Annotated in this window: 16 protein-coding genes, 1 tRNA gene and 1 pseudogene; 9 read left to right on the plus strand and 9 right to left on the minus strand. The window is 62.2% G+C overall.

The genetic code is table 11. The features are described 5' to 3' along the window. Positions 1-49: 49 nt before the first annotated feature. Together PMN64_RS22085 and PMN64_RS22090 are read right to left on the minus strand one after the other, a co-directional pair. Positions 50-910 carry a sterol desaturase family protein gene (locus PMN64_RS22085; RefSeq protein ID WP_411782155.1) on the minus strand — a complete coding sequence of 287 codons (861 nt, stop codon included), beginning with the start codon at positions 908-910 and terminating at the stop codon, positions 50-52. A 156-nt stretch (positions 911-1,066) separates the two neighbouring features. Next, the gene (locus PMN64_RS22090) at positions 1,067-1,993 is read right to left on the minus strand and encodes a LysR family transcriptional regulator (protein WP_028335380.1); all 927 of its coding nucleotides are present in this window, start codon (positions 1,991-1,993) and stop codon (positions 1,067-1,069) included. A gap of 119 nt (positions 1,994-2,112) precedes the next feature. On the opposite strand from PMN64_RS22090, the gene PMN64_RS22095 reads away from it, so the two are divergent. Continuing rightward, positions 2,113-3,468, plus strand: coding sequence for an MFS transporter (locus PMN64_RS22095; RefSeq protein WP_411782156.1), 1,356 nt, complete (start codon positions 2,113-2,115; stop codon positions 3,466-3,468). Positions 3,469-3,490: 22 nt separating this feature from the next. Then, entirely contained in the window at positions 3,491-4,735 is a 1,245-nt protein-coding gene (locus PMN64_RS22100) for an amidohydrolase family protein (protein WP_411782157.1), read from the plus strand. Between the two features lie 74 nt (positions 4,736-4,809). Here the strand turns inward: PMN64_RS22100 and PMN64_RS22105 are convergent. Both PMN64_RS22105 and PMN64_RS22110 read right to left on the minus strand, forming a co-directional pair. Continuing rightward, positions 4,810-5,577: pseudogene (locus PMN64_RS22105) on the minus strand (response regulator). An 887-nt stretch (positions 5,578-6,464) separates the two neighbouring features. Further along, positions 6,465-6,953, minus strand: coding sequence for a TIR domain-containing protein (locus tag PMN64_RS22110; protein WP_411782158.1), 489 nt, complete (start codon positions 6,951-6,953; stop codon positions 6,465-6,467). An 861-nt stretch (positions 6,954-7,814) separates the two neighbouring features. On the opposite strand from PMN64_RS22110, the gene PMN64_RS22115 reads away from it, so the two are divergent. Continuing rightward, positions 7,815-9,005, plus strand: coding sequence for an adenylate/guanylate cyclase domain-containing protein (locus PMN64_RS22115; protein ID WP_411782159.1), 1,191 nt, complete (start codon positions 7,815-7,817; stop codon positions 9,003-9,005). A 78-nt stretch (positions 9,006-9,083) separates the two neighbouring features. On the opposite strand, the gene PMN64_RS22120 is transcribed toward PMN64_RS22115, so the two are convergent. The 3 genes from PMN64_RS22120 to PMN64_RS22130 form a co-directional block, all read right to left on the minus strand. Beyond that, the gene (locus PMN64_RS22120) at positions 9,084-9,284 is read right to left on the minus strand and encodes a hypothetical protein (RefSeq protein WP_411782160.1); all 201 of its coding nucleotides are present in this window, start codon (positions 9,282-9,284) and stop codon (positions 9,084-9,086) included. Positions 9,285-9,624: 340 nt separating this feature from the next. Beyond that, a complete protein-coding gene (locus PMN64_RS22125; protein WP_411782161.1) occupies positions 9,625-10,938 on the minus strand; it encodes a chloride channel protein in 1,314 nt (437 codons plus the stop codon). 853 nt (positions 10,939-11,791) lie between these two features. Continuing rightward, on the minus strand, positions 11,792-12,187 hold the full coding sequence (locus tag PMN64_RS22130) for an NUDIX hydrolase (protein WP_028339396.1): 396 nt from the start codon (positions 12,185-12,187) through the stop codon (positions 11,792-11,794). A 338-nt stretch (positions 12,188-12,525) separates the two neighbouring features. Here PMN64_RS22130 and PMN64_RS22135 point away from each other — a divergent pair, with 338 nt between their 5' ends. After that, a complete protein-coding gene (locus PMN64_RS22135) occupies positions 12,526-12,822 on the plus strand; it encodes a hypothetical protein (protein WP_092082318.1) in 297 nt (98 codons plus the stop codon). A 62-nt stretch (positions 12,823-12,884) separates the two neighbouring features. Beyond that, positions 12,885-13,112 carry a hypothetical protein gene (locus PMN64_RS22140; RefSeq protein ID WP_016843397.1) on the plus strand — a complete coding sequence of 76 codons (228 nt, stop codon included), beginning with the start codon at positions 12,885-12,887 and terminating at the stop codon, positions 13,110-13,112. An 89-nt stretch (positions 13,113-13,201) separates the two neighbouring features. Here the strand turns inward: PMN64_RS22140 and PMN64_RS22145 are convergent, their stop codons facing one another. After that, on the minus strand, positions 13,202-13,432 hold the full coding sequence (locus tag PMN64_RS22145; RefSeq protein ID WP_411782162.1) for a hypothetical protein: 231 nt from the start codon (positions 13,430-13,432) through the stop codon (positions 13,202-13,204). A gap of 345 nt (positions 13,433-13,777) precedes the next feature. On the opposite strand from PMN64_RS22145, the gene PMN64_RS22150 reads away from it, so the two are divergent. Then, the gene (locus PMN64_RS22150) at positions 13,778-14,575 is read left to right on the plus strand and encodes a lytic transglycosylase domain-containing protein (RefSeq protein WP_411782163.1); all 798 of its coding nucleotides are present in this window, start codon (positions 13,778-13,780) and stop codon (positions 14,573-14,575) included. A 72-nt stretch (positions 14,576-14,647) separates the two neighbouring features. Beyond that, positions 14,648-15,070 (plus strand): hypothetical protein, encoded by a 423-nt coding sequence (locus PMN64_RS22155; protein WP_411782164.1) that lies wholly within the window; start codon positions 14,648-14,650, stop codon positions 15,068-15,070. Between the two features lie 73 nt (positions 15,071-15,143). On the opposite strand, the gene PMN64_RS22160 is transcribed toward PMN64_RS22155, so the two are convergent. Continuing rightward, on the minus strand, positions 15,144-15,530 hold the full coding sequence (locus PMN64_RS22160; protein WP_411782165.1) for a YciI family protein: 387 nt from the start codon (positions 15,528-15,530) through the stop codon (positions 15,144-15,146). 492 nt (positions 15,531-16,022) lie between these two features. On the opposite strand from PMN64_RS22160, the gene PMN64_RS22165 reads away from it, so the two are divergent. Both PMN64_RS22165 and PMN64_RS22170 read left to right on the plus strand, forming a co-directional pair. Then, positions 16,023-16,096, plus strand: a tRNA-Gly gene (locus PMN64_RS22165). 857 nt (positions 16,097-16,953) lie between these two features. Continuing rightward, a partial coding sequence (locus PMN64_RS22170; protein ID WP_411782166.1) for an extracellular solute-binding protein occupies positions 16,954-17,431 on the plus strand: 478 nt, incomplete at its 3' end.

Raw genomic sequence — 17,431 nt, forward strand, 5'->3', positions numbered from 1 at the left:
ATCGCGCTTGAGTGTCGTGATCGCGAACAGTCTGCGAAGATCATCAGGATCAGCCGTCCTGGTGCGCCGGCGGTGTTGCCGTGCCGGGCACAGCCTCCGTGCCAACCGGGTGCCTGGTGCCCGACGGATCGTCGCGCTTGAGCATCGAGGCCCAGGCGAAAAATGGATAGGCCAAAAGTGCCAGGTAGCTCGTGGGCATCGGATGATCGACGCCGAATGCCGTCGGCTTCTGCCTTTCCGGAAGATAGAGGCTGCCGAACAGCACATCGTAGAACGAGAACAGCCCGGCGTAGTTCTTGTCCCTGGCTTCCCGCTCGCTGCTGTGGTGCCAGTGATGAAACTCCGGCGACACCAGGACATGGCGCAGCGGGCCGTAGCCCAGTCGCACGTTGGCGTGCGCGAGCCAGGACTGCCAGTAGTAGATCGCAAGATAGGTTCCGATCGCCTCAACGGAGAAACCGAGCGCGAACAGCGGAAACAGCGAACCAACCTTCATGAAGGTCACGTCAAGCGGGTGCTGGTGGATCGCGGCGAGCCAGTCCAGCTCTTCGACGGCGTGATGAACGGCATGGATGCGCCACATGGCGGGCACGACATGCAGAATGCGGTGGGTCCAGTAGATGCCGAGGTCCCCGATCACGATCGCGATCGGCGCCTGAGCCCAATACGGGAGATCGCTGACCGCCTGCTTGACTGGCGAGGGGAGGATCGTTTGATTGACCAGCGTCGCCACCGCGATGATCGCGGTCACGCCGATGAACACCAGCCAGCCGTTGAGAAACAGGAAGGCCATATCGGTCGAAAGACCACGCCTGAAGATCTTCTGCTGCCTCGCCGCAAAGAGTTGCTCGAACGGCACGAAGATCAAGGGCGCCAGCAAAAGCTGGTATTGTTCCAATAGCGCGCGCATTCAAATGGCCACGTGAAATGGCGACAGCCTACCACCTCGGTCCCCGATGGCGTCAATCGGAAACGAAACCCGAGTTGTGGGAGCGTTAATCAGCATCCCCGTGCCGCTACGGGGATCACGGGTGTCCGGGCGCCGGAGCGGGCCAAATCCAGCCCGTCACTCCATCCTTGCGAACATCTCCACCAGCGTCTCGCGCAGCCAGCGTTGCGCGGGAACGGTGTCGTTGCGCTGGTGCCAGAACAGGCTGACGATGCGTGGCGGCGCGGGCAGCGGCACCGGCATGGCGTGCAGATGGGGCGCGTGGCGGGACTGCGCGCTGAGATCGCGCGGCAGCACGGCGATCAGGTCGGACTGGCGCACGATCTCGTAGGCGGCGTTGTAGTGGTTGACGGTCGCGACCAGATTGCGCGACAGCCCGCGCGAGGCGAGAAACTGGTCGTAGGTCGGCAGCGTCTTGCCGGCGAGGCTGACATCGACATGCTTGGCGGCAAGGAAACTCCGGGTGTTGAGCCGCTTCTGCCTGGCCAGCGGATGGTCGCGCCGCATCATGCAGGCATATTCGACGGTCCACAGCGAGCGTGAGCGGATCACGGCCGGCGGCTGCTGCGCCTCGTTGACATAGACGCTGAGCACGCAATCGACCCGGTTGTCCTCGAGCCGGTCGCCGATCTCCAGGATGGTGTTGGGCACGGTGTGGATGCGCGCGGACGGCGCCACTTCGCTGAAGCGGTTGAGCAGCCGCGGCATCACCAGCGAGGCAACGTAGTCGGACATCGACAGGATGAATTCGGCCTGGGTCTGTCGCGGATCGAAGGCGTCCTCGTCGAGTGCGTGGCGGACATGTTCCAGGGCATCGCCGATCGGCTGCCACAGCGCCACGGCGCGCTGCGTCGGGCGGATCCCGCTCGCGGTGCGCACGAACAAGGGATCACCGAGCGCGTCGCGCAGCCGCGCGAGCGCGTTGCTGACCGCGGGCTGGGTCATGGTCAGCGCGCTGGCGGCGCGCGTGACGCTGCCCTCGGTCATCAGCGCCTCGAAGACTTTCAGCAGGTTGAGGTCGAGCGTGCGGAAGGACACGAGCAATATTCACAATGGTGATGTGCCAGATAACGATTATAAATTATTCGGATAATATTGGTTTGTCTATCATTCCCCGGCTGACCCTGTGGCGCGTGCCGACCGCGGGGCGAGGGGGGACTTTCATGTCGATGATCTCGGCGCGCATCGAGCGCCTGCCGTTCGCGCGGTTCCATGTGCACCTGCTGCTGATGGGCGGCCTCGGCTATCTCTTTGACGCGATGGATGCCGCGGTGCTGGCGTTCATCCTGCCGGTGCTGCGCACCGCCTGGGGGCTGACCAATGTCGAGACCGGCGTGCTCGGCAGCAGCACCTTCGTCGGCTATCTGTTCGGCGCGCTGCTCGCGGGGATGCTGGGCGACCTGATCGGCCGCCGCGCGGTGATGATGTCGGCGCTCGCGCTCTACAGCGCAGCCTCGCTGGTCAGCGCGGCGGTGGATAGCTGGCCGGCATTCTTTGCCGCGCGCGTCGTCGCCGGCATGGGCACCGGCGCGGAAAGCGCGATCATCGCGCCGTACCTCGCGGAGTTCGTGGCGCGGCGTTACCGCGGCGCCTTCACCGGCGCGCTGGCGGGCTTCTTCTCGTTCGGCTTCGTCGCCGCCGCCTTGCTCGGCTATTTCATCGTGCCCGCCTACGAGAACGGCTGGCGCATCGTGCTCGTCATCACGGCCGTGCCTGTCGTGATGCTGCTGTGGTGGCGGAGATCGCTGCCGGAATCGCCGCGCTGGCTGGAGAGCCGGGGCAGGGCGAAGGAAGCCGAAGCGGTGCTCGACAGGATCGAGGCCGGCTTCGCGCGCGAGGGCCGCGCGCTGCCGCCTGCGGTCGCCGAGCCGGCAGCGCCAGTCGCCTCGTCGGGAACGCTGTTGAGCAATTTTGCCGCGCTGCTCGCCGGCCGGCAGGCGCGCATCACCACCATGACCTGGATCATGTGGCTGTCGATCACCTTCAGCTACTATTCCTTCTTCGTCTGGATTCCCGGCCTCTTGGTGCAGAACGGGATGAGCATCACCAAGAGTTTTGGCTATTCGCTCGCGATGTATTGCGCGCAGGTGCCGGGCTATTTCACCGCCGCCTTCTTCAATGAACGGATCGGACGGCAGGCGACGATTGCGACCTACATGCTGTTCGGCGGCGCCAGCGCGCTCGGGCTTGCCTTTGCCAAGAGCGATGCGGAGATCATGACGGCCGGCCTGCTGCTCTCGTTCTTCATGAACGGCACCTATGCCGGCGTCTATGCCTACACGGCCGAGGTGTTTCCGACATCGATCCGGACCACGGGGGCCGGGCTCGCATCCGCGATCGGCCGCATCGGCGCGATCGTGGCGCCGATCCTGGTCGGCTACCTCTACCCGAATTTCGGCTTTGCCGGCGTGTTCGGCGTCACCACGTCGGTGCTCCTGATCGGCGCGCTGACCGTCGTGCTGATGGGCGTGCCGACGCGCGGCCGGTCGTTGGAAGACATTGCAAGCAAGGCTGCGTGATCACGCAGGCCAGGAGACGACCATGTCCACCATCCTCTTCAAGAATGCCGCGCTGCTCGATCCGCTGCGGTCCGATCTGCTCGAGGGCCACCACGTGCTGGTGGAGGATCGCCTGATCAAGGAGGTGTCGGACAGGCCGATCGAGGCTTCCGCCGACCGCGTCATCGACCTCAAGGGCAAGACCCTGATGCCCGGCCTGATCGACCTGCATGTGCATGCTGTCGCCGTCGAGCTCGATTTGTCGCAGCAGGCGCGGATGGCCAACGTGCTGGTGACGCTGCGGTCGACCATGCTGCTGCGTGGCATGCTTAAGCGCGGCTTCACCACCGTTCGCGATGCCGGCGGCGCCGGCTACGCGCTGAAGCAGGCGATCGACACCGGCCTCACCGACGGTCCGCGGCTGTTCGTCTCCGGCCGCGCGCTCAGCCAGACCGGCGGTCACGGCGACGGGCGGGCCCGCTCGGACTATCTGGCCGACCCGACCTGCTCCTGCTGCGTGCGGGTCGGCGCGATCGCGCGCGTCGTCGACGGCGTCGATGCGGTGCGCAAGGCGGTACGCGAGGAGCTGCAGATGGGCGCCGACCAGATCAAGATCATGGCGTCCGGCGGCGTCGCGTCGCCGACCGATCCGATCGGCGCTTACGGCTATTCCGAGGACGAGATCCGCGCCATCGTCGCCGAGGCGAAGGCGCGTCACACCTATGTGCTGGCGCATGCCTACACCGCGGAGGCGATCGAGCGGGCAATACGCTGCGGCGTGCGCACCATCGAGCACGGCAATCTGATCGACCTTCCGACCGCGCGCCTGATGGCCGAGCAGGGCGCCTATGTGGTGCCGACGCTGGTCACCTACGAAGCATTGGCAAACGAGGGCGCGAAATACGGCCTGCCGGCGGCGAGCGTTGCCAAGATCGCCGACGTGCGCGACGCCGGACTGCGCTCGCTCGCGATCTACCGCGAGGCCGGCGTGAAAATGGGGTTCGGCACCGACCTGCTCGGGCCGTCGCAGAGGCTGCAGAGCGACGAGTTCCGGATCCGCGCCGAGCTGCTCGGCCCTCAGGCGGTGATCGCCAGCGCGACCATCATCGGCGCCGAGGTGCTCGGCATGGAAGGCAAGCTCGGCCGCATCGCGCCGGAGGCCTTCGCCGATCTCTTGGTGGTCGAGGGCAACCCGCTGCGCGACGTGACGTGCCTGCTCGGCCAGGGCGAGCACATTCCGCTGGTGATGAAGGCCGGCAAGGCCGAGGTGGACAGGCTGGGCGGGTAGTGAGGTGAAAGCCGCCTTATCGGTGACGATCGGAAACAACGTTTCGCAGTGCTTCCGCCCTATTAGGGACGCCGCTACTTCTTTCGTATTCGGCTATGACGACTAAAGAACAAGGCCTGCGAAGCTACAGCTGCTAACATGCTTGGAACAAATGGCTTCGAAATCAAGAAAGCTGGCTCAGGCCGCGATCCAGTCAAGAACCTCTCAGGATATGCTGTGACGAAAATTGCGGGCGCCTCGTGCTTGCTCAATATTGTGTTAACGGCGTCCAATCCAGAACTGCCATCGCGGAGCTGGATATCAGCGGAAATCAATCCGGGACTGTCGGAATTAGCAAGTGAAATTGCTTCCTTTTCTGTTCGAGCGATACCGATAATGTCGTGGCCCAATGACTAAAATAGATTCGCCAATTCGTTGGCGACGAATGTTTCATCCTCAATTATCAGCACACGTGTTTTCAGTATGCTTTCCAGCAACATGCCGACCTCGTTTTCGGCGGCTTCGACGACGGCAGTACTCACCTGAAGTATGTCGACTATTTCTTCAACCGAAAATCCCTCGAGCGACTTCAGTAAGAATACCTGACGTTCGAGAGGAGGTAGTTGTGTCAACTTCTGTTCAGGAAGTAAGATCGGCTGCACGTCTGGATATGTTTTGATCTGTCCCTTCACGACCATCGAAAATTCAGAAAAGAGCGCCTTTCTCGTAAGCTGGAGTGGCTGGGTCCTTCGGCGAACGACAAGTGCGTTCAGTGTTTGCTGCAAGACTTCATCCGCACTCTTCTGGGTTCCTAACAATGCGCGAGCATAACGACGCAGGAGAGGAAAGTGCTCTTCAAGGATGCCTCTTTCGAACCGTTGTGGTGCGTCCACTCTCGGAGGCTCACGTACGCTTTCTTCCGCCTGCGGCGAGCGGGGAGCTTTCGGCGTCGGAGCGTTCTGAACTGACTTTACGATGGTGCCTACACCCTGCGCAAATTTGCGAAAGCGAAACAGAAGTGGAGGTATCAGGGAGTTGATGCCGGAAGTAAGCCGGGCCGCCCAGTTTCGGGCAGTCTCAACGAAATCTCGAGTTAGTTCGGCCATGACCTCCATAGTTCTGGTTAAGGAGGTCAGGTCGATCGTAACATTCGAAACATCGAGCTGAAACTTGGCGAGATTTATTTCGACTCTCATCGAGCCAATGTAAAATTGCAAAAGGTCTGACTGTTGGCGGAAGCTTGTTTGCGGGGCTTCCGCCGACTCGAGCTGGGAAAGGACATGCTCAACATCGGCCAGGCGAGATTTGAGTGCCTCGAGTTTTCCATCAAGGCCGTTTCGAGAAACCGTCGCCGAGTTGCTAATGCTTGGCGATGTAGTTGGATGAATGCCAAGGCTTGCTGCAGCCGCCATGACATCCTTCAAATTAAAGAGCAGAAGTCCAGCATGCTTTCGAAGAAGCTTTCGTGATTGGGTCGATCCTAACTCGTCATCAAGCGGAAGCCGCAGTGACATTACACCTGAGATCAAGCCGGCCATATCGTCTGCGATAGAAAAGGTTGGCTGGCCTAGATGGGCATCTACGACCGGCTGGAAGGCTTTAACTAGAGTTGTCGCCACATCTCTAAGGTGACTGTCATTTACGTTGTTTAGATCCGACTTAAACTCGGAAAGAGAACTGTTGAGTTCTTGGAGCGTTACAATTAGCCCTTGTTTTCTTTGTTCGCCGATCGGCAAATCGGGTGCCGTCGTCATGGCTTAGTCCAATCGACAGACGTTGGAGCTAGTCCAAAATGCATGTTGATCGCATTTGCGATCTGCTCGCGCGCCCGATCGTAGCCGTGGTTGTGTGGTACCCAGTCGACGATTGGCTTTGTTCTTCCGTCATGACTGGGGATCGCCTGCAACGCACTAGCCACCATCTGCCAAGAGCAGCGCTTAAGCACCACCGGCAGCACCAATGCTCCAGCGCTGAGATGCTTCGATCCTATTGCGGGTATTTCGTGATCGTAGATGTAATCGGAAGCGATAAAGCCCGGACTCAACAATAAGATGAAAACACTAGCGGCATCGATGGCATCTTGGATGGTCTTATTCCAGTGTGCCCCTGCGTGGATGCGCTTGTCCGCCCAAAACGAAGCCGAGAATGCGCGCTCGATTGAGCGCAGATGAGTCTGAAAGACCTGAAACGAACCATAATCGTCGTGGGAATACGATACAAACCCGTTCATAGCGGACATGCTCGCATTCGAGTCTTCTCCATGCCCATCTGATGGGTCGGCCGGAGGCCGCAAGCAGGATAGGCCGTCAATTGTGGTTGCGCACGTTTACACGTTTGAATGAGCTTGGAAAACTCGTCGTCATCAGATCATCGTGGAAACGGTAAGCGGTAGCGCACATGAAGTGGAACAAATAAAGAACACGTGGGCAGCAGCGCGATATGTCTGAGGTGCTGGGCTAACCTTTGTGATTAGTGCTACCGCTGACATTTAGCGTGCTTTTTTGCATCGCCGCTGCTCGTACCAGAATTCTTCACCGATAGGTGTCGAGGTTGCCTCTGGGCGAGTACATCCCGCCGATGATGAAGGCCGGCAAGGCCGAGGTCGACCGGCTGGGCGGGTAGGACGGCAAGAGGGCAGGCTGATCGATCCTGCGACAGGCTTCCTGAGCCTCTCCCGTTCTGCGGGAAGGGCGATGCGATCACATATGGCCACCTGCCACGTTCCATGGCCCGGCCATGACGGCGTGGAGACGTCAGTCGCAGAAGTCCGCAAATGCCATAGGCGATAGTCCAGGGCGAGGCTCTGCACGATTTCTGGATAATAGAAGAATGCCACTGAGTTGCCCGACATGTCAAGTTGCCGTGCCCGCCGGCTACTGTGCATGGGGTTGTTTTCGATATTTTGGTCCACGCGACGGCAGGCTATCGCATCCGGCTATCCCGTCCGCCCTCACCACACCACGCGGAGGCCCGCGGTGCCCATCGAGGGGCTCGGGCAGGTCCGACGAGCTCGATCACGTTACCGCTGGCGGCGTTGACGTTGCCGGGCGGAAGCACGACATATCGCGTGCCGATCCCACCCGCCGCTCCGGAGCAAGCCATGAACGCCCCCAACATCGAGTCCGTCACGCCGCAATCGGGCGGCGACGTGGTGGCCTGGCTGACCAACGAGACCCGCGACGAGCGCTTCATCGACAATATCTTCGCCGAGCTGTGCATCAGGCTCCAGCAGACGGGTATTCCCCTCAAGCGGGCGACGATGAATCTCCTGATCCAGCATCCGCAATGGCTCGGCGCCCGGATCATCTGGGGCGACGGCAAGCGCGAGGCCGAGATCACGCGGGTCGACTACGAGGTCAGGGAGCGCTCGGAATATATCGGCAGCCCGGTCTACGAAATCCACCAGGGCGCCGGCGAAGTGCGCGAGCGGCTCGAACGGCCGCCTGGCCGCACGCATGCGCTTTTTGACGAGATGCGCGCGCAAGGCTTGACCGACTATGTGGCGTGGCCGCTGCTGCATACGCTCGGCAAGCGGCATGTCGTGACGTTCGCGACCGACCGGTCCGGCGGCTTCGATGACGCTGACATCGCCGAGCTGCGCAAGGTGCTGCCGGTGCTGGCGCTGGTCAGCGAAATCCGGATGAAGAACCGCCTGGCGCGGACGCTGCTCGAGACCTATGTGGGCACCCATGCCGGCGAGATGATCCTGGCGGGTGCGACGCGGCGGGGCAGCGGGACCACGGTCCGCGCCGCGATCATGATCTGCGATCTCAGGGATTTCACCCGGATCTCCGACTCCTGGCCGCGCGACGACGTCATCGATCTCCTCAACGACTATTTCGACGCGATGTCGGAGCCGATCGCGCGGCACGGCGGTGAAATCCTGAAATTCATCGGCGACGGCCTGCTTGCGATTTTCCCGCTCAGCGATCCCAGGGCCTGCGCCAACCTGCTGCACGCGGTGTCCGAGGCGCGGCAGGCGATGGCGGCGCTGAGCGAAAAGAACAGCATGATGGGTCGGGCGCCGATGAATTACGGCATCGGCGTCCATGTCGGCGACGTCATGTACGGCAATATCGGATCGCGCAGCCGGCTCGACTTCACGGTGATCGGCCCCGCGGTGAACATGGCCTCGCGGCTCGAGGCTCTGACCAAGCAATTGGGACGAAACGTGCTGCTGTCGCGCGCCTTCGCCGATCTGGTCGAGCACGATTTCGCGCTCGAGCATGTCGGCGAGCATTCGGTGCGCGGTTTCAGCGAGCCGATCGAGCTGTTTGCGTATCGCGGCTGAGGCTCGATGGCCGAAAGCAGCGTGACGTGGGGCGCACGCACCGGCTGAGACGGCCCAATGTCCAAAAGGCTCCTACCGTTATGGAGATTGGCCGGACAGTTTCATCGCCGGTGCGCGCAACAATTGCTGCTCGGCATAGTTTGCCAGACGATCGTACTCTTCGGCGATCTTCAGAAGGTTCGCGCGGGAGTCTTGGTATCTGAACGAATCCGCCTTGGCGCGTGTCTTGGCGGCTCGATCCCGCCAATAGGCGGGGTTGTTCATGACGTTCTCGATCATAGCGCTTCCCCCTCTTCCCGGGGACTGCCCATAGACCAACGTCGCCGCGATGAGTCCGCTCCCCGAGGAACCCGGAACTTCGTTCACGCATGAAGAGTCACTGAAACATTCCGTTTGTTTCAGGCGAAGTTTATTTAAGCTGGATTCACACGCGTTATTTTCCGGAACGCCGGATCGCGCGAATCATTCGAGCACTGGGCAGGCTTTTTCATTTAAGGAATTTTTTAAGACCCAGAGGGTCCGCCTGATTATCGGAGCCGGCGGTTCGGCGTGAGCATGGGAATAGGACGGCCCCGGCAACGCGAGAGGCTGGGGCCGGTTTCCCTTGGTGCCGGGGAATTCAGATCGAGGTGATCTTCTGCGCCGGCGCGGCCTGCTCGACGAAGCCCTTGGCGAGGGCGTGATAGACGCCTTCCTTGCAGATCAGGCGCGAGTTCGCATGCGCAATCAGCGCCGCGGCCATCAAGGGCACGACCATCGCGTGATTGTCGGTCATCTCGGTGACGATCACGAAGGCGGTGATCGGTGCCTGAACCACGCCGGCGAAATAGGAGACCATGCCGAGCAGCATGATGGCCGACAGCGGCGCGCCGTGAAACAGCGGCGCGATGTTGGAGCCGAGCCCGGCACCGACCGCGAGCGAGGGCGCGAAGATGCCGCCCGGCATGCCGCTGATCGAAGCGAACGTGGTCGCCAGGAATTTCCAGACGCTGAAGCTCGCCGGCAATTGTGTTCCGGCTTCGAGCGCGGATTTGACCTGATGATATCCCGTGCCATAGATCGCGCCGTCGGACGCAATCCCGCAAATCGCAGCCGCTAATCCGCACATTGCGGCAAAACCGACTGGATAACGCTTGATCGCGCTTCCCACCGGATTGGCAAACCCGCGTGCCATTGTGATCAGGATGCGACTGAACAGGCCGCCCGCAAGACCTCCGGCAACGCCGCAGAGCGGGACCGCGAGCCAGTCGGTGCCGTTGCGCAGGGCCGTCGCGCTGGTGCCGAAATACGTATAGTTGCCCATCAGCGCGAGCGAGGTCAGGCCGGCAGCGATCACCGCGCCGATGATCAGGCTGCTGGTTCTCGTTTCAAAGGCACGGCTCATTTCCTCGATGCCGAACACGATCCCGGCCAGCGGGGTGTTGAAGGCGGCCGCGACACCTGCGGCCGCGCCGGCAAGGATCAGGCCGGGTTGGCGCCGCGGCGAGAAGCGGCCGAGCGCAAACATGATCGAGGCGCCGATCTGCACCGTCGGCCCCTCGCGCCCGACCGACGCGCCACACAACAGGCCGAACAGGGTCAGCAGAATCTTGCCGGCCGCAACGCGCAGCGAAACCAGGCTTTCGCGCGCGGTCTGGTCGGTCAGATGGCGTGCAGCGATCGCCTGCGGGATCCCGCTGCCTTGCGCGTTCTGAAAGAAGCGGTTGGTCAGAAACACCGACAGCGCGAACCCGGCCGGCGTCAGCACCAGCGAGGCATAATGGAAACGGGATACCACTGCGCCAAACGCGATCTGCGCCAGATCCGCGAGTTGTGCGAGCGCGACGGCCGCCGCACCGACCGCAATGCCGCCCAGCAAGAACAGGGCCCGGCGCTGCCAGCGCGCGGAGACCAGTCTGAACAGCCGCCTCTGGCGGTTGGAGGGGAAGGTCATCCTGACGAATTCTCAGCTCATGTCGTGGTCCGATACGAAGCGGATCACGTCATTCCTAGCACGCGTCGATGGTATACGAAGCTCAAGAAATCAGCACGGTGTGCCGGCGCAGTCGCCAAACTCCAAGGCCGAAATGCGCGATACCGGCTGAGGGCCAACTCTTCGGCGATCTTCAGGAGGTTCGCGCGTCAGTTTTGGTGTCTGAACGACTCCGCCCCGGCGCGTCCTTTCCCGCGGTGACGCATGATTGAGGGACGCGGAAAAACTGGCACAAATTGCACTTTGCGCGGCTTTCGCCGCGGCGTATTTTGACCGTCCCATTGAAGGGCGCGTGTCATGTCCGAAGTGATTGTTCGAGCGGGCATCGTCGTATTGGGACTTTGCCCAATCGCAATGGTTGCCGTTGCTCTGTTCATTTGATGGATGCTCACCTGGCCCGACCGCGCTACCCGGGCCGGTAGATGGCCCCAGCGCCTGCCCTCCCAGGCCCCCATAGGTTGCTGGGGCCGCTCAACAAGGAGGCCGCCGGTTGGGCGGCCTCATTCTGCCTGATACTGAGTTGGCTAAGGCAAATTCACCGGGATTGAAGCCGCCCGCTTGATACGGGCACTGAATCGAAAAGGGCCGTCGCATCGGCGGCCCTTTTCTGCCGGTCATAATAGGTCTGTAAAAACTCAGTCGTGAAAAAATGCTCTGCAAAGAACGGTAACGCCAGCAGGGTTGGTATTACGTCCGTCCTATCTTTCCAGAAATCCGGATCAGTACGGTGTTCCTGCGGTGGAACTGGTGGCCTGCGCGAGAGCCGAAAAAAAGCCCTGCGTGCACTGCGATGCGGGCGCGGTCGATCGTGCGTCTATCTCCGGCGCCGCTGCTTTCTCGGAAACAGCCGGTCGCGGATGTAGCGGGAGGTCGGCGTCAGGCGAAGGCCCCGCGGCTTCTGCCAGGCGGCGCGGTCGATCTCCTTCTTGTCGCCGATCGCCAGTCGACCCTTGGCGTTCTTGGCGATGAAGATCGCGTCGCTCATCCTGCGGCCGGAACGCTTGTTCCTGGCCGTCACTTCTTTCCACAGGCTGAGCCTGCCGAGCTTGAGCTTCGGCAGCTCCTCCTTGATTTCGCGCTTGATGCAATCCTTCCCCGTCTCGCGCGCGCGCCTGCGCCCGCCGGGGAACATCCACAGCCCGTCAGATCGGCGTCTAACCAGAAGAACCTTGCCGCGCTTCGCGGCTACCAGCTTGGAGGACTTGGGCATTGGAGTACTTGGGCATTTGCTGCGCAATGATCGAAATAGAATCGACCCATTTTAACTTGTCTATTTGTGTAGACAAGTTCGATGCCACATTGTTCCACAGCCGTGTGTCGGCTGTTTGTCTTTGACGGCTGCGATCCTCGCTGCGCGCGGTCGGCCGTGGCTTCCATCTCGCTTGATGTCCGGTACCTCACGTTGAATTCGTGAAAGCTGTTACGGCCGGTGACCGGAACTCACCCGGTTGCGTCGTGATAACGATCCCCATGACGGACCGGCTTTCACCGCTTGACTCAATGTTCTTGTTTTGTTCTAATTACCTCCACCGGGAATTGGAGGACGCCATGGACAACCGCATCAGCGAAATTCGCAGGCAGATCAGGGCGCTGCGCGTCAGCATGCTCGAGGCCGAAGCCATCATGCGCCAGCAGATCAACCGCGATGAGGACTGCGCCTTCGTCGCCGGGGACCTCTTGAAGATGCGGCTGGTCATGAGCCGCCTGGTCGAGGAGCGGGAGGTCCTGGGCGACCGCGATCCGATCATCGTGCATGCGAGCGTTGCACCGCGCCGTCGCGCCGCGACGCCAGCCTTCATTCGCCCGGCGAGGCGAGAGCTGGCCGCCGGCGAAGCGCGTGCATGACGGCGCGCTCGGAATGCGGCGGCTGCGCGCCGAGTTGCAAGACGTGATGTGCCGGAGGAAAGATGAGAGAGCCGCTTCGGTATTTCCACGACAGCGATGATCACGCGCCCTGGATCAAGGCGCTGGCCGAGGTCCGGCACATGGCGACGCGGGAAGGCTGGTGCTTTCACCACGTGCAGGCGATCATCGTGGCGATCGACCAGTATGCCGAGGCCGCGCTCGGCAATCGCGAGTTCTTCCTCAACCGGCCGCAGACCGTCGGCCCGGTGAGAAGAGGCGACGTGCCTTAACACGCTGATCGGCAGGCATACGCGTTCGGCGTCGCGGCAGCTCAACGCGCTGTCCGCGGCGGCGAAAGGCCTTGCTCAGGAAATGCCGGCTATTTCGTGTAGCCTTGACTGCTGCAGTACCACCAGGATTCGGCCGGCGATGCGCCATGCTCGATCACGTATTTCCGGCAGGCTTCGTAGCTGACCGCATAGCGCTTCCCGCACGGTACCGCAGAGATGCCGAAATTGCTGGTGGAGCATGTGGATGCGGCGTGGCCCGTCGACATCGACAGGACGCCGATCACGGGCAGGACCGCTAGAAGTGACAGGGTCTTCATCATAGCCATCGCCTCCCAAGTTGGAGGACAGCGGGGCCGCCGTCCCCGCGGAGAACCTACTACATCGCACGCCTTTCACCACCGGATTTCGCTGATCAAACGCGCGCTCTGCATCGTCGCGCACGCCGTGTTCGTCGTCATGTCCGGCGCATGACGCCTTCCGGGCGCAGGGGCCAAATGTCCCGGCCTGCCTGAGGCGGCCGGGATGGCCAATCCGCTGCCGGCGACATATCGTGACGGTCCGCGGCCGAATCTGAGGCGGATCGTTCATCGCCGGGTCATGTCAATCCGGCCATCGTCAGCGCCGCGCCCGCGAGGGGCGGCGGCACATTTGCGAAGGAGTTTCGGATGATCAGGGGCTGGCAGGTTGCGACGTCGGCGCTCGCCATCGTCGTGATGGTTGCAACGCTGGGGGCTGAGGCGAACGCGGCGCAGTGCGGCAACGGGCCCGGCGGGTTCGAAGCCTGGAAGCAGCAGTTCTCGGGCGAGGCGAGCGCCAAGGGCATCGGCCCCACCGCCGTCGCCGCGCTGATGCAGACCCATTATGCCAGTGCGACGATTGCCGCGGATCGTGGCCAGCGCAGCTTCGGCCTGTCGCTCGAGCAGTTCATGGCCAAGCGCGGATCTGCGACCATCGTGGCGCGCGGCCGATCGCTGAAGCAGTCGCAGGCGGCGCTGTTCGCCTCGATCCAGCAGCGCTATGGCGTGCCGCCGGGACCGTTGATCGCGATCTGGGGCATGGAGAGCGGTTTTGGCAGCCAGCGCGGCAATCAGAACATGCTGTCCTCGATCGCAACGCTTGCCTATGACTGCCGCCGTCCGGAGTTCTTCACCGACCAGCTCTATGCGGCGCTGAAGCTCGTCGACCGCGGCACTTTGTCCGGAAGCACGCGCGGCTCGATGCATGGCGAGATCGGCCAGACCCAGTTCATGCCGAAGAACGTCCTCGCCTACGGCACCGGCAATCTCGACGTCGCGGCCAACGCGCTGAGCTCGACGGCGAACTTCCTGCGCGCCCATGGCTGGCGCGCCGGCGCCGGCTATCAGCCCGGGGAACCCAACTTCGCTGCGATCGAGGCGTGGAACGCGGCAGGCGTCTACCAGAAGGCGATCGCCATCATGGGGCGGCAGATCGACGGCCAATGAGCGCAGGCGCGAGTTCCTTCATCGCCTGTTAACGCAACGATGCCCAGATCGTGCGCTGTGAAACGGGAGCAGATGGAAACCGGCTCCATGCTCAAGAACGGCACCTACGCGGCGTGGTTTCGAACGTCGCTTGCGGACGGCACCGGCATCGTGCACGTCGCCGATGGCAGGCTGTGGGGCAGCGACGCGGTCATGCTCTACAGCGGCACCTATGAGGTCGACGGCGAGCACTTCTCCGCCGTGCTCACCACGCAGCGGCACTCCAGGGACGGCACGACCGTGTTCGGCACCGACGATCTCGTGGTGCGGCTCGAGGGCATCTGGACCGGCGCGATCGCGACCTGTACGGGCAGGGCGGACGCCGTGCCCGATCTCGCCTTCGAGGTGACGCTGATTCCGAGCCAGGAGGTGGCGCCCGAGCCGCCGCTCGATCTGCCGCTGCCGAAGTTCGACCCGAGCAAGCTTCCGAAGCTGCCGAAACGCTCCAGCCGCTAAGGCATGATCCGGAAAAGTGCGAAGCGGTTTTCCCGCGCGACAAACGCCAAAGGCGTTTGCGCGGGGATCATGCTCACGCGTCGCGCGGGCCTGCGGTCTCCGCGAACGGCGCGCCGGGGATGTAGAGCTTCAGCGCGCGGATCTCGTAGACCGCCGATGGGTTGACGCTGCGCAGGTCGCGCGCCGCGGCGATCGCCTCCGCTTCATCGGCGCAATCGATCACGTAGAAGCCGAGCAATTGCTCCTTGGTCTCGGAGAACGGCCCGTCGATCACCATGCCGTGGCCGGGCCCGCGCAGCGTGCTGGCGTTGCGAGTATCGCCGAGCCGCGCAGCGGGGCCGAGCTTGCCCTTCAGCCGTTGATGGACCTCGCGCAGACCCGTCATCACGGCAGCGTCCTCCTCGGCGTTCCACGACTTGACCTCGGCTTCGACGTGATAAGCCAGGATGGCATAAAGCATCTGATGTGCTCCTTATTTCTGATGCGACAGGCCCAAGGACGTCTCGCGGCGATCCGAGCCGACATTTCATCTGTAGCGGATCGGACGGTTTCTGTGCTGCGACAAGGTATCCCGGCGGCCGGCATGGCGGCGGCGAATCGCGCAGGCCAAAACAGCAAAAAGGCGCGGCGGATGAGCTTCCGCCGCGCCCCCGATTTTGATGTCTCGCTGGTCCAGGGCTGAGAGCGCCCCGATGCCAGGCTGATTGCTCAGGTCCTAGCGGGCGATCCCAGCGAGGTGACAGCGCTTGAGACAAGACACTAGATCACCTCCTTTCTTTGTTGATGGGACTTCGAATATAGGTGCCGAATCCGCCGCTGTTAAGGCCGCCTCCGGCCCGTCCGCGCCGGGAAACCGGCGGGATTGCGGCGAAATGGTTTCTTTTGCGGAGAATCAGAACGCACGCCGGGGCAGTTGAGGCCGCCGCCCGGCCGTGTTAGGTGAACGCGAGATGCGGGTGTAGCTCAATGGTAGAGCAGCAGCCTTCCAAGCTGAATACGAGGGTTCGATTCCCTTCACCCGCTCCAATGATTCCCCCTGATGCTGCAAGGCCCTTTAAAGGGTCTGGGCGGCCGTAGGTTCATCCGGATGCATCGGCTGCGGGTCTGCCGCGAAGCGTTTGATGTGTGCTGCGGATCTGAACCGCACCCGTCTTGTCATGCCAACCGCAAGGATGTTCAGGAGCCCGAACGTGCCGGTTCGTGGCGCGACCGTGCAGTAGCCGGCTCATATCCCAACTGCCAAGTGGCTTGCCAGATCGCTTGACTCGGCATGAAGCAATATCGGCCGCGCGCAAACTTTCAGCGATGTCTTGATCTCCCCCGGTCAGCGCTGCGTCTGCAGACATTGCCGGCGAGGCGGCTTGCGCTCTCAATCGTCCTGTTGAACGTTCAGTAAAGTGGCGTACTAAACATACCGGCTGCGGCTGACCTTCTGGCTTTCCTGTTATCGGGACGGGCCGAACTGCGTCGGCCGGACCAGATCGGCAATCGTTGTCCGCCGCATCCGCTACAAATTCCGAATAGTTTGCTGCATTGCGAACAACGCCGCTTGCCCGTGCGAGCGTCGCGAATATTTTCGCCAGGGTCGCGAGAACCGGCTTGACGGCTGAAAAATTTTAGTACTACGTTTAGTAATACAAAAAACTAAACATCGCGCATCGAGCGCCGATGTGCAGGAGGAGCCCAAGCCAATGCCGGAGCCGTCTCCGGCAACGGTCCGTCTCGTCCTTCACTCGTCGCTCCTCAAACTCGGTTTCAGGGTCTTGGCGTCGCTCCGGCAGAGCGCGCCGAGCGGGTTGGATGCTTCAACGAGAGAGGAAACGGATATGCGAACATTCAATTGGCTGAGAAGCTCGGCGGCCACCACGGTTCTCGGGGCGGCGCTGCTGGGGATATTTGGCGGAGGCGAAGCTGCGGCCCAGGGTAAGCAGCTCACGCTGTGCTGGGCGGCATGGGATCCGGCCAACGCGCTGGTCGAACTCGGCAAGGATTTCACCAAGCAATCCGGCATCGAGATGAAGTACGAGTTTGTCCCCTGGACGAGCTACGCGGATCGCTTCCTCAACGAGCTCAACTCCCACGGCAAGCTCTGCGACCTGATCATCGGCGACAGCCAGTGGATCGGCGGCGCCGCCGAGAACAAGTGGTACGTCAAGCTCAACGACTTCTTCGCCAAGGAGAAGATCTCGATGGACGACTTCGTCCCGGCGACCGTCGTCGGCTACTCGCAATGGCCGAAGAACACGCCGAACTACTGGGCGCTGCCGGCGATGGCCGACGCCGTGGGTTGGACCTACCGCAAGGACTGGTTCTCGCGGCCCGACATTCAGTCGGCTTTCAAGGCCAAGTACGGTCGTGATC

This window comes from Bradyrhizobium sp. UFLA01-814, assembly GCF_046718885.1.
GTDB classification, from domain to species: Bacteria; Pseudomonadota; Alphaproteobacteria; order Rhizobiales; family Xanthobacteraceae; genus Bradyrhizobium; species Bradyrhizobium elkanii.

Coding starts and splice junctions, on each gene's coding strand:
- PMN64_RS22115 (WP_411782159.1), top strand. CDS start 7,815: ATGAACGCCCCCAACATCGAGTCCGTCACGCCGCAATCGGGCGGCGAC.
- PMN64_RS22130 (WP_028339396.1), bottom strand. CDS start 12,187: ATGCCCAAGTCCTCCAAGCTGGTAGCCGCGAAGCGCGGCAAGGTTCTT.
- PMN64_RS22095 (WP_411782156.1), top strand. CDS start 2,113: ATGTCGATGATCTCGGCGCGCATCGAGCGCCTGCCGTTCGCGCGGTTC.
- PMN64_RS22140 (WP_016843397.1), top strand. CDS start 12,885: ATGAGAGAGCCGCTTCGGTATTTCCACGACAGCGATGATCACGCGCCC.
- PMN64_RS22145 (WP_411782162.1), bottom strand. CDS start 13,432: ATGATGAAGACCCTGTCACTTCTAGCGGTCCTGCCCGTGATCGGCGTC.
- PMN64_RS22125 (WP_411782161.1), bottom strand. CDS start 10,938: ATGACCTTCCCCTCCAACCGCCAGAGGCGGCTGTTCAGACTGGTCTCC.
- PMN64_RS22160 (WP_411782165.1), bottom strand. CDS start 15,530: ATGCTTTATGCCATCCTGGCTTATCACGTCGAAGCCGAGGTCAAGTCG.
- PMN64_RS22110 (WP_411782158.1), bottom strand. CDS start 6,953: ATGTCCGCTATGAACGGGTTTGTATCGTATTCCCACGACGATTATGGT.
- PMN64_RS22120 (WP_411782160.1), bottom strand. CDS start 9,284: ATGATCGAGAACGTCATGAACAACCCCGCCTATTGGCGGGATCGAGCC.
- PMN64_RS22155 (WP_411782164.1), top strand. CDS start 14,648: ATGGAAACCGGCTCCATGCTCAAGAACGGCACCTACGCGGCGTGGTTT.
- PMN64_RS22100 (WP_411782157.1), top strand. CDS start 3,491: ATGTCCACCATCCTCTTCAAGAATGCCGCGCTGCTCGATCCGCTGCGG.
- PMN64_RS22150 (WP_411782163.1), top strand. CDS start 13,778: ATGATCAGGGGCTGGCAGGTTGCGACGTCGGCGCTCGCCATCGTCGTG.
- PMN64_RS22085 (WP_411782155.1), bottom strand. CDS start 910: ATGCGCGCGCTATTGGAACAATACCAGCTTTTGCTGGCGCCCTTGATC.
- PMN64_RS22135 (WP_092082318.1), top strand. CDS start 12,526: ATGGACAACCGCATCAGCGAAATTCGCAGGCAGATCAGGGCGCTGCGC.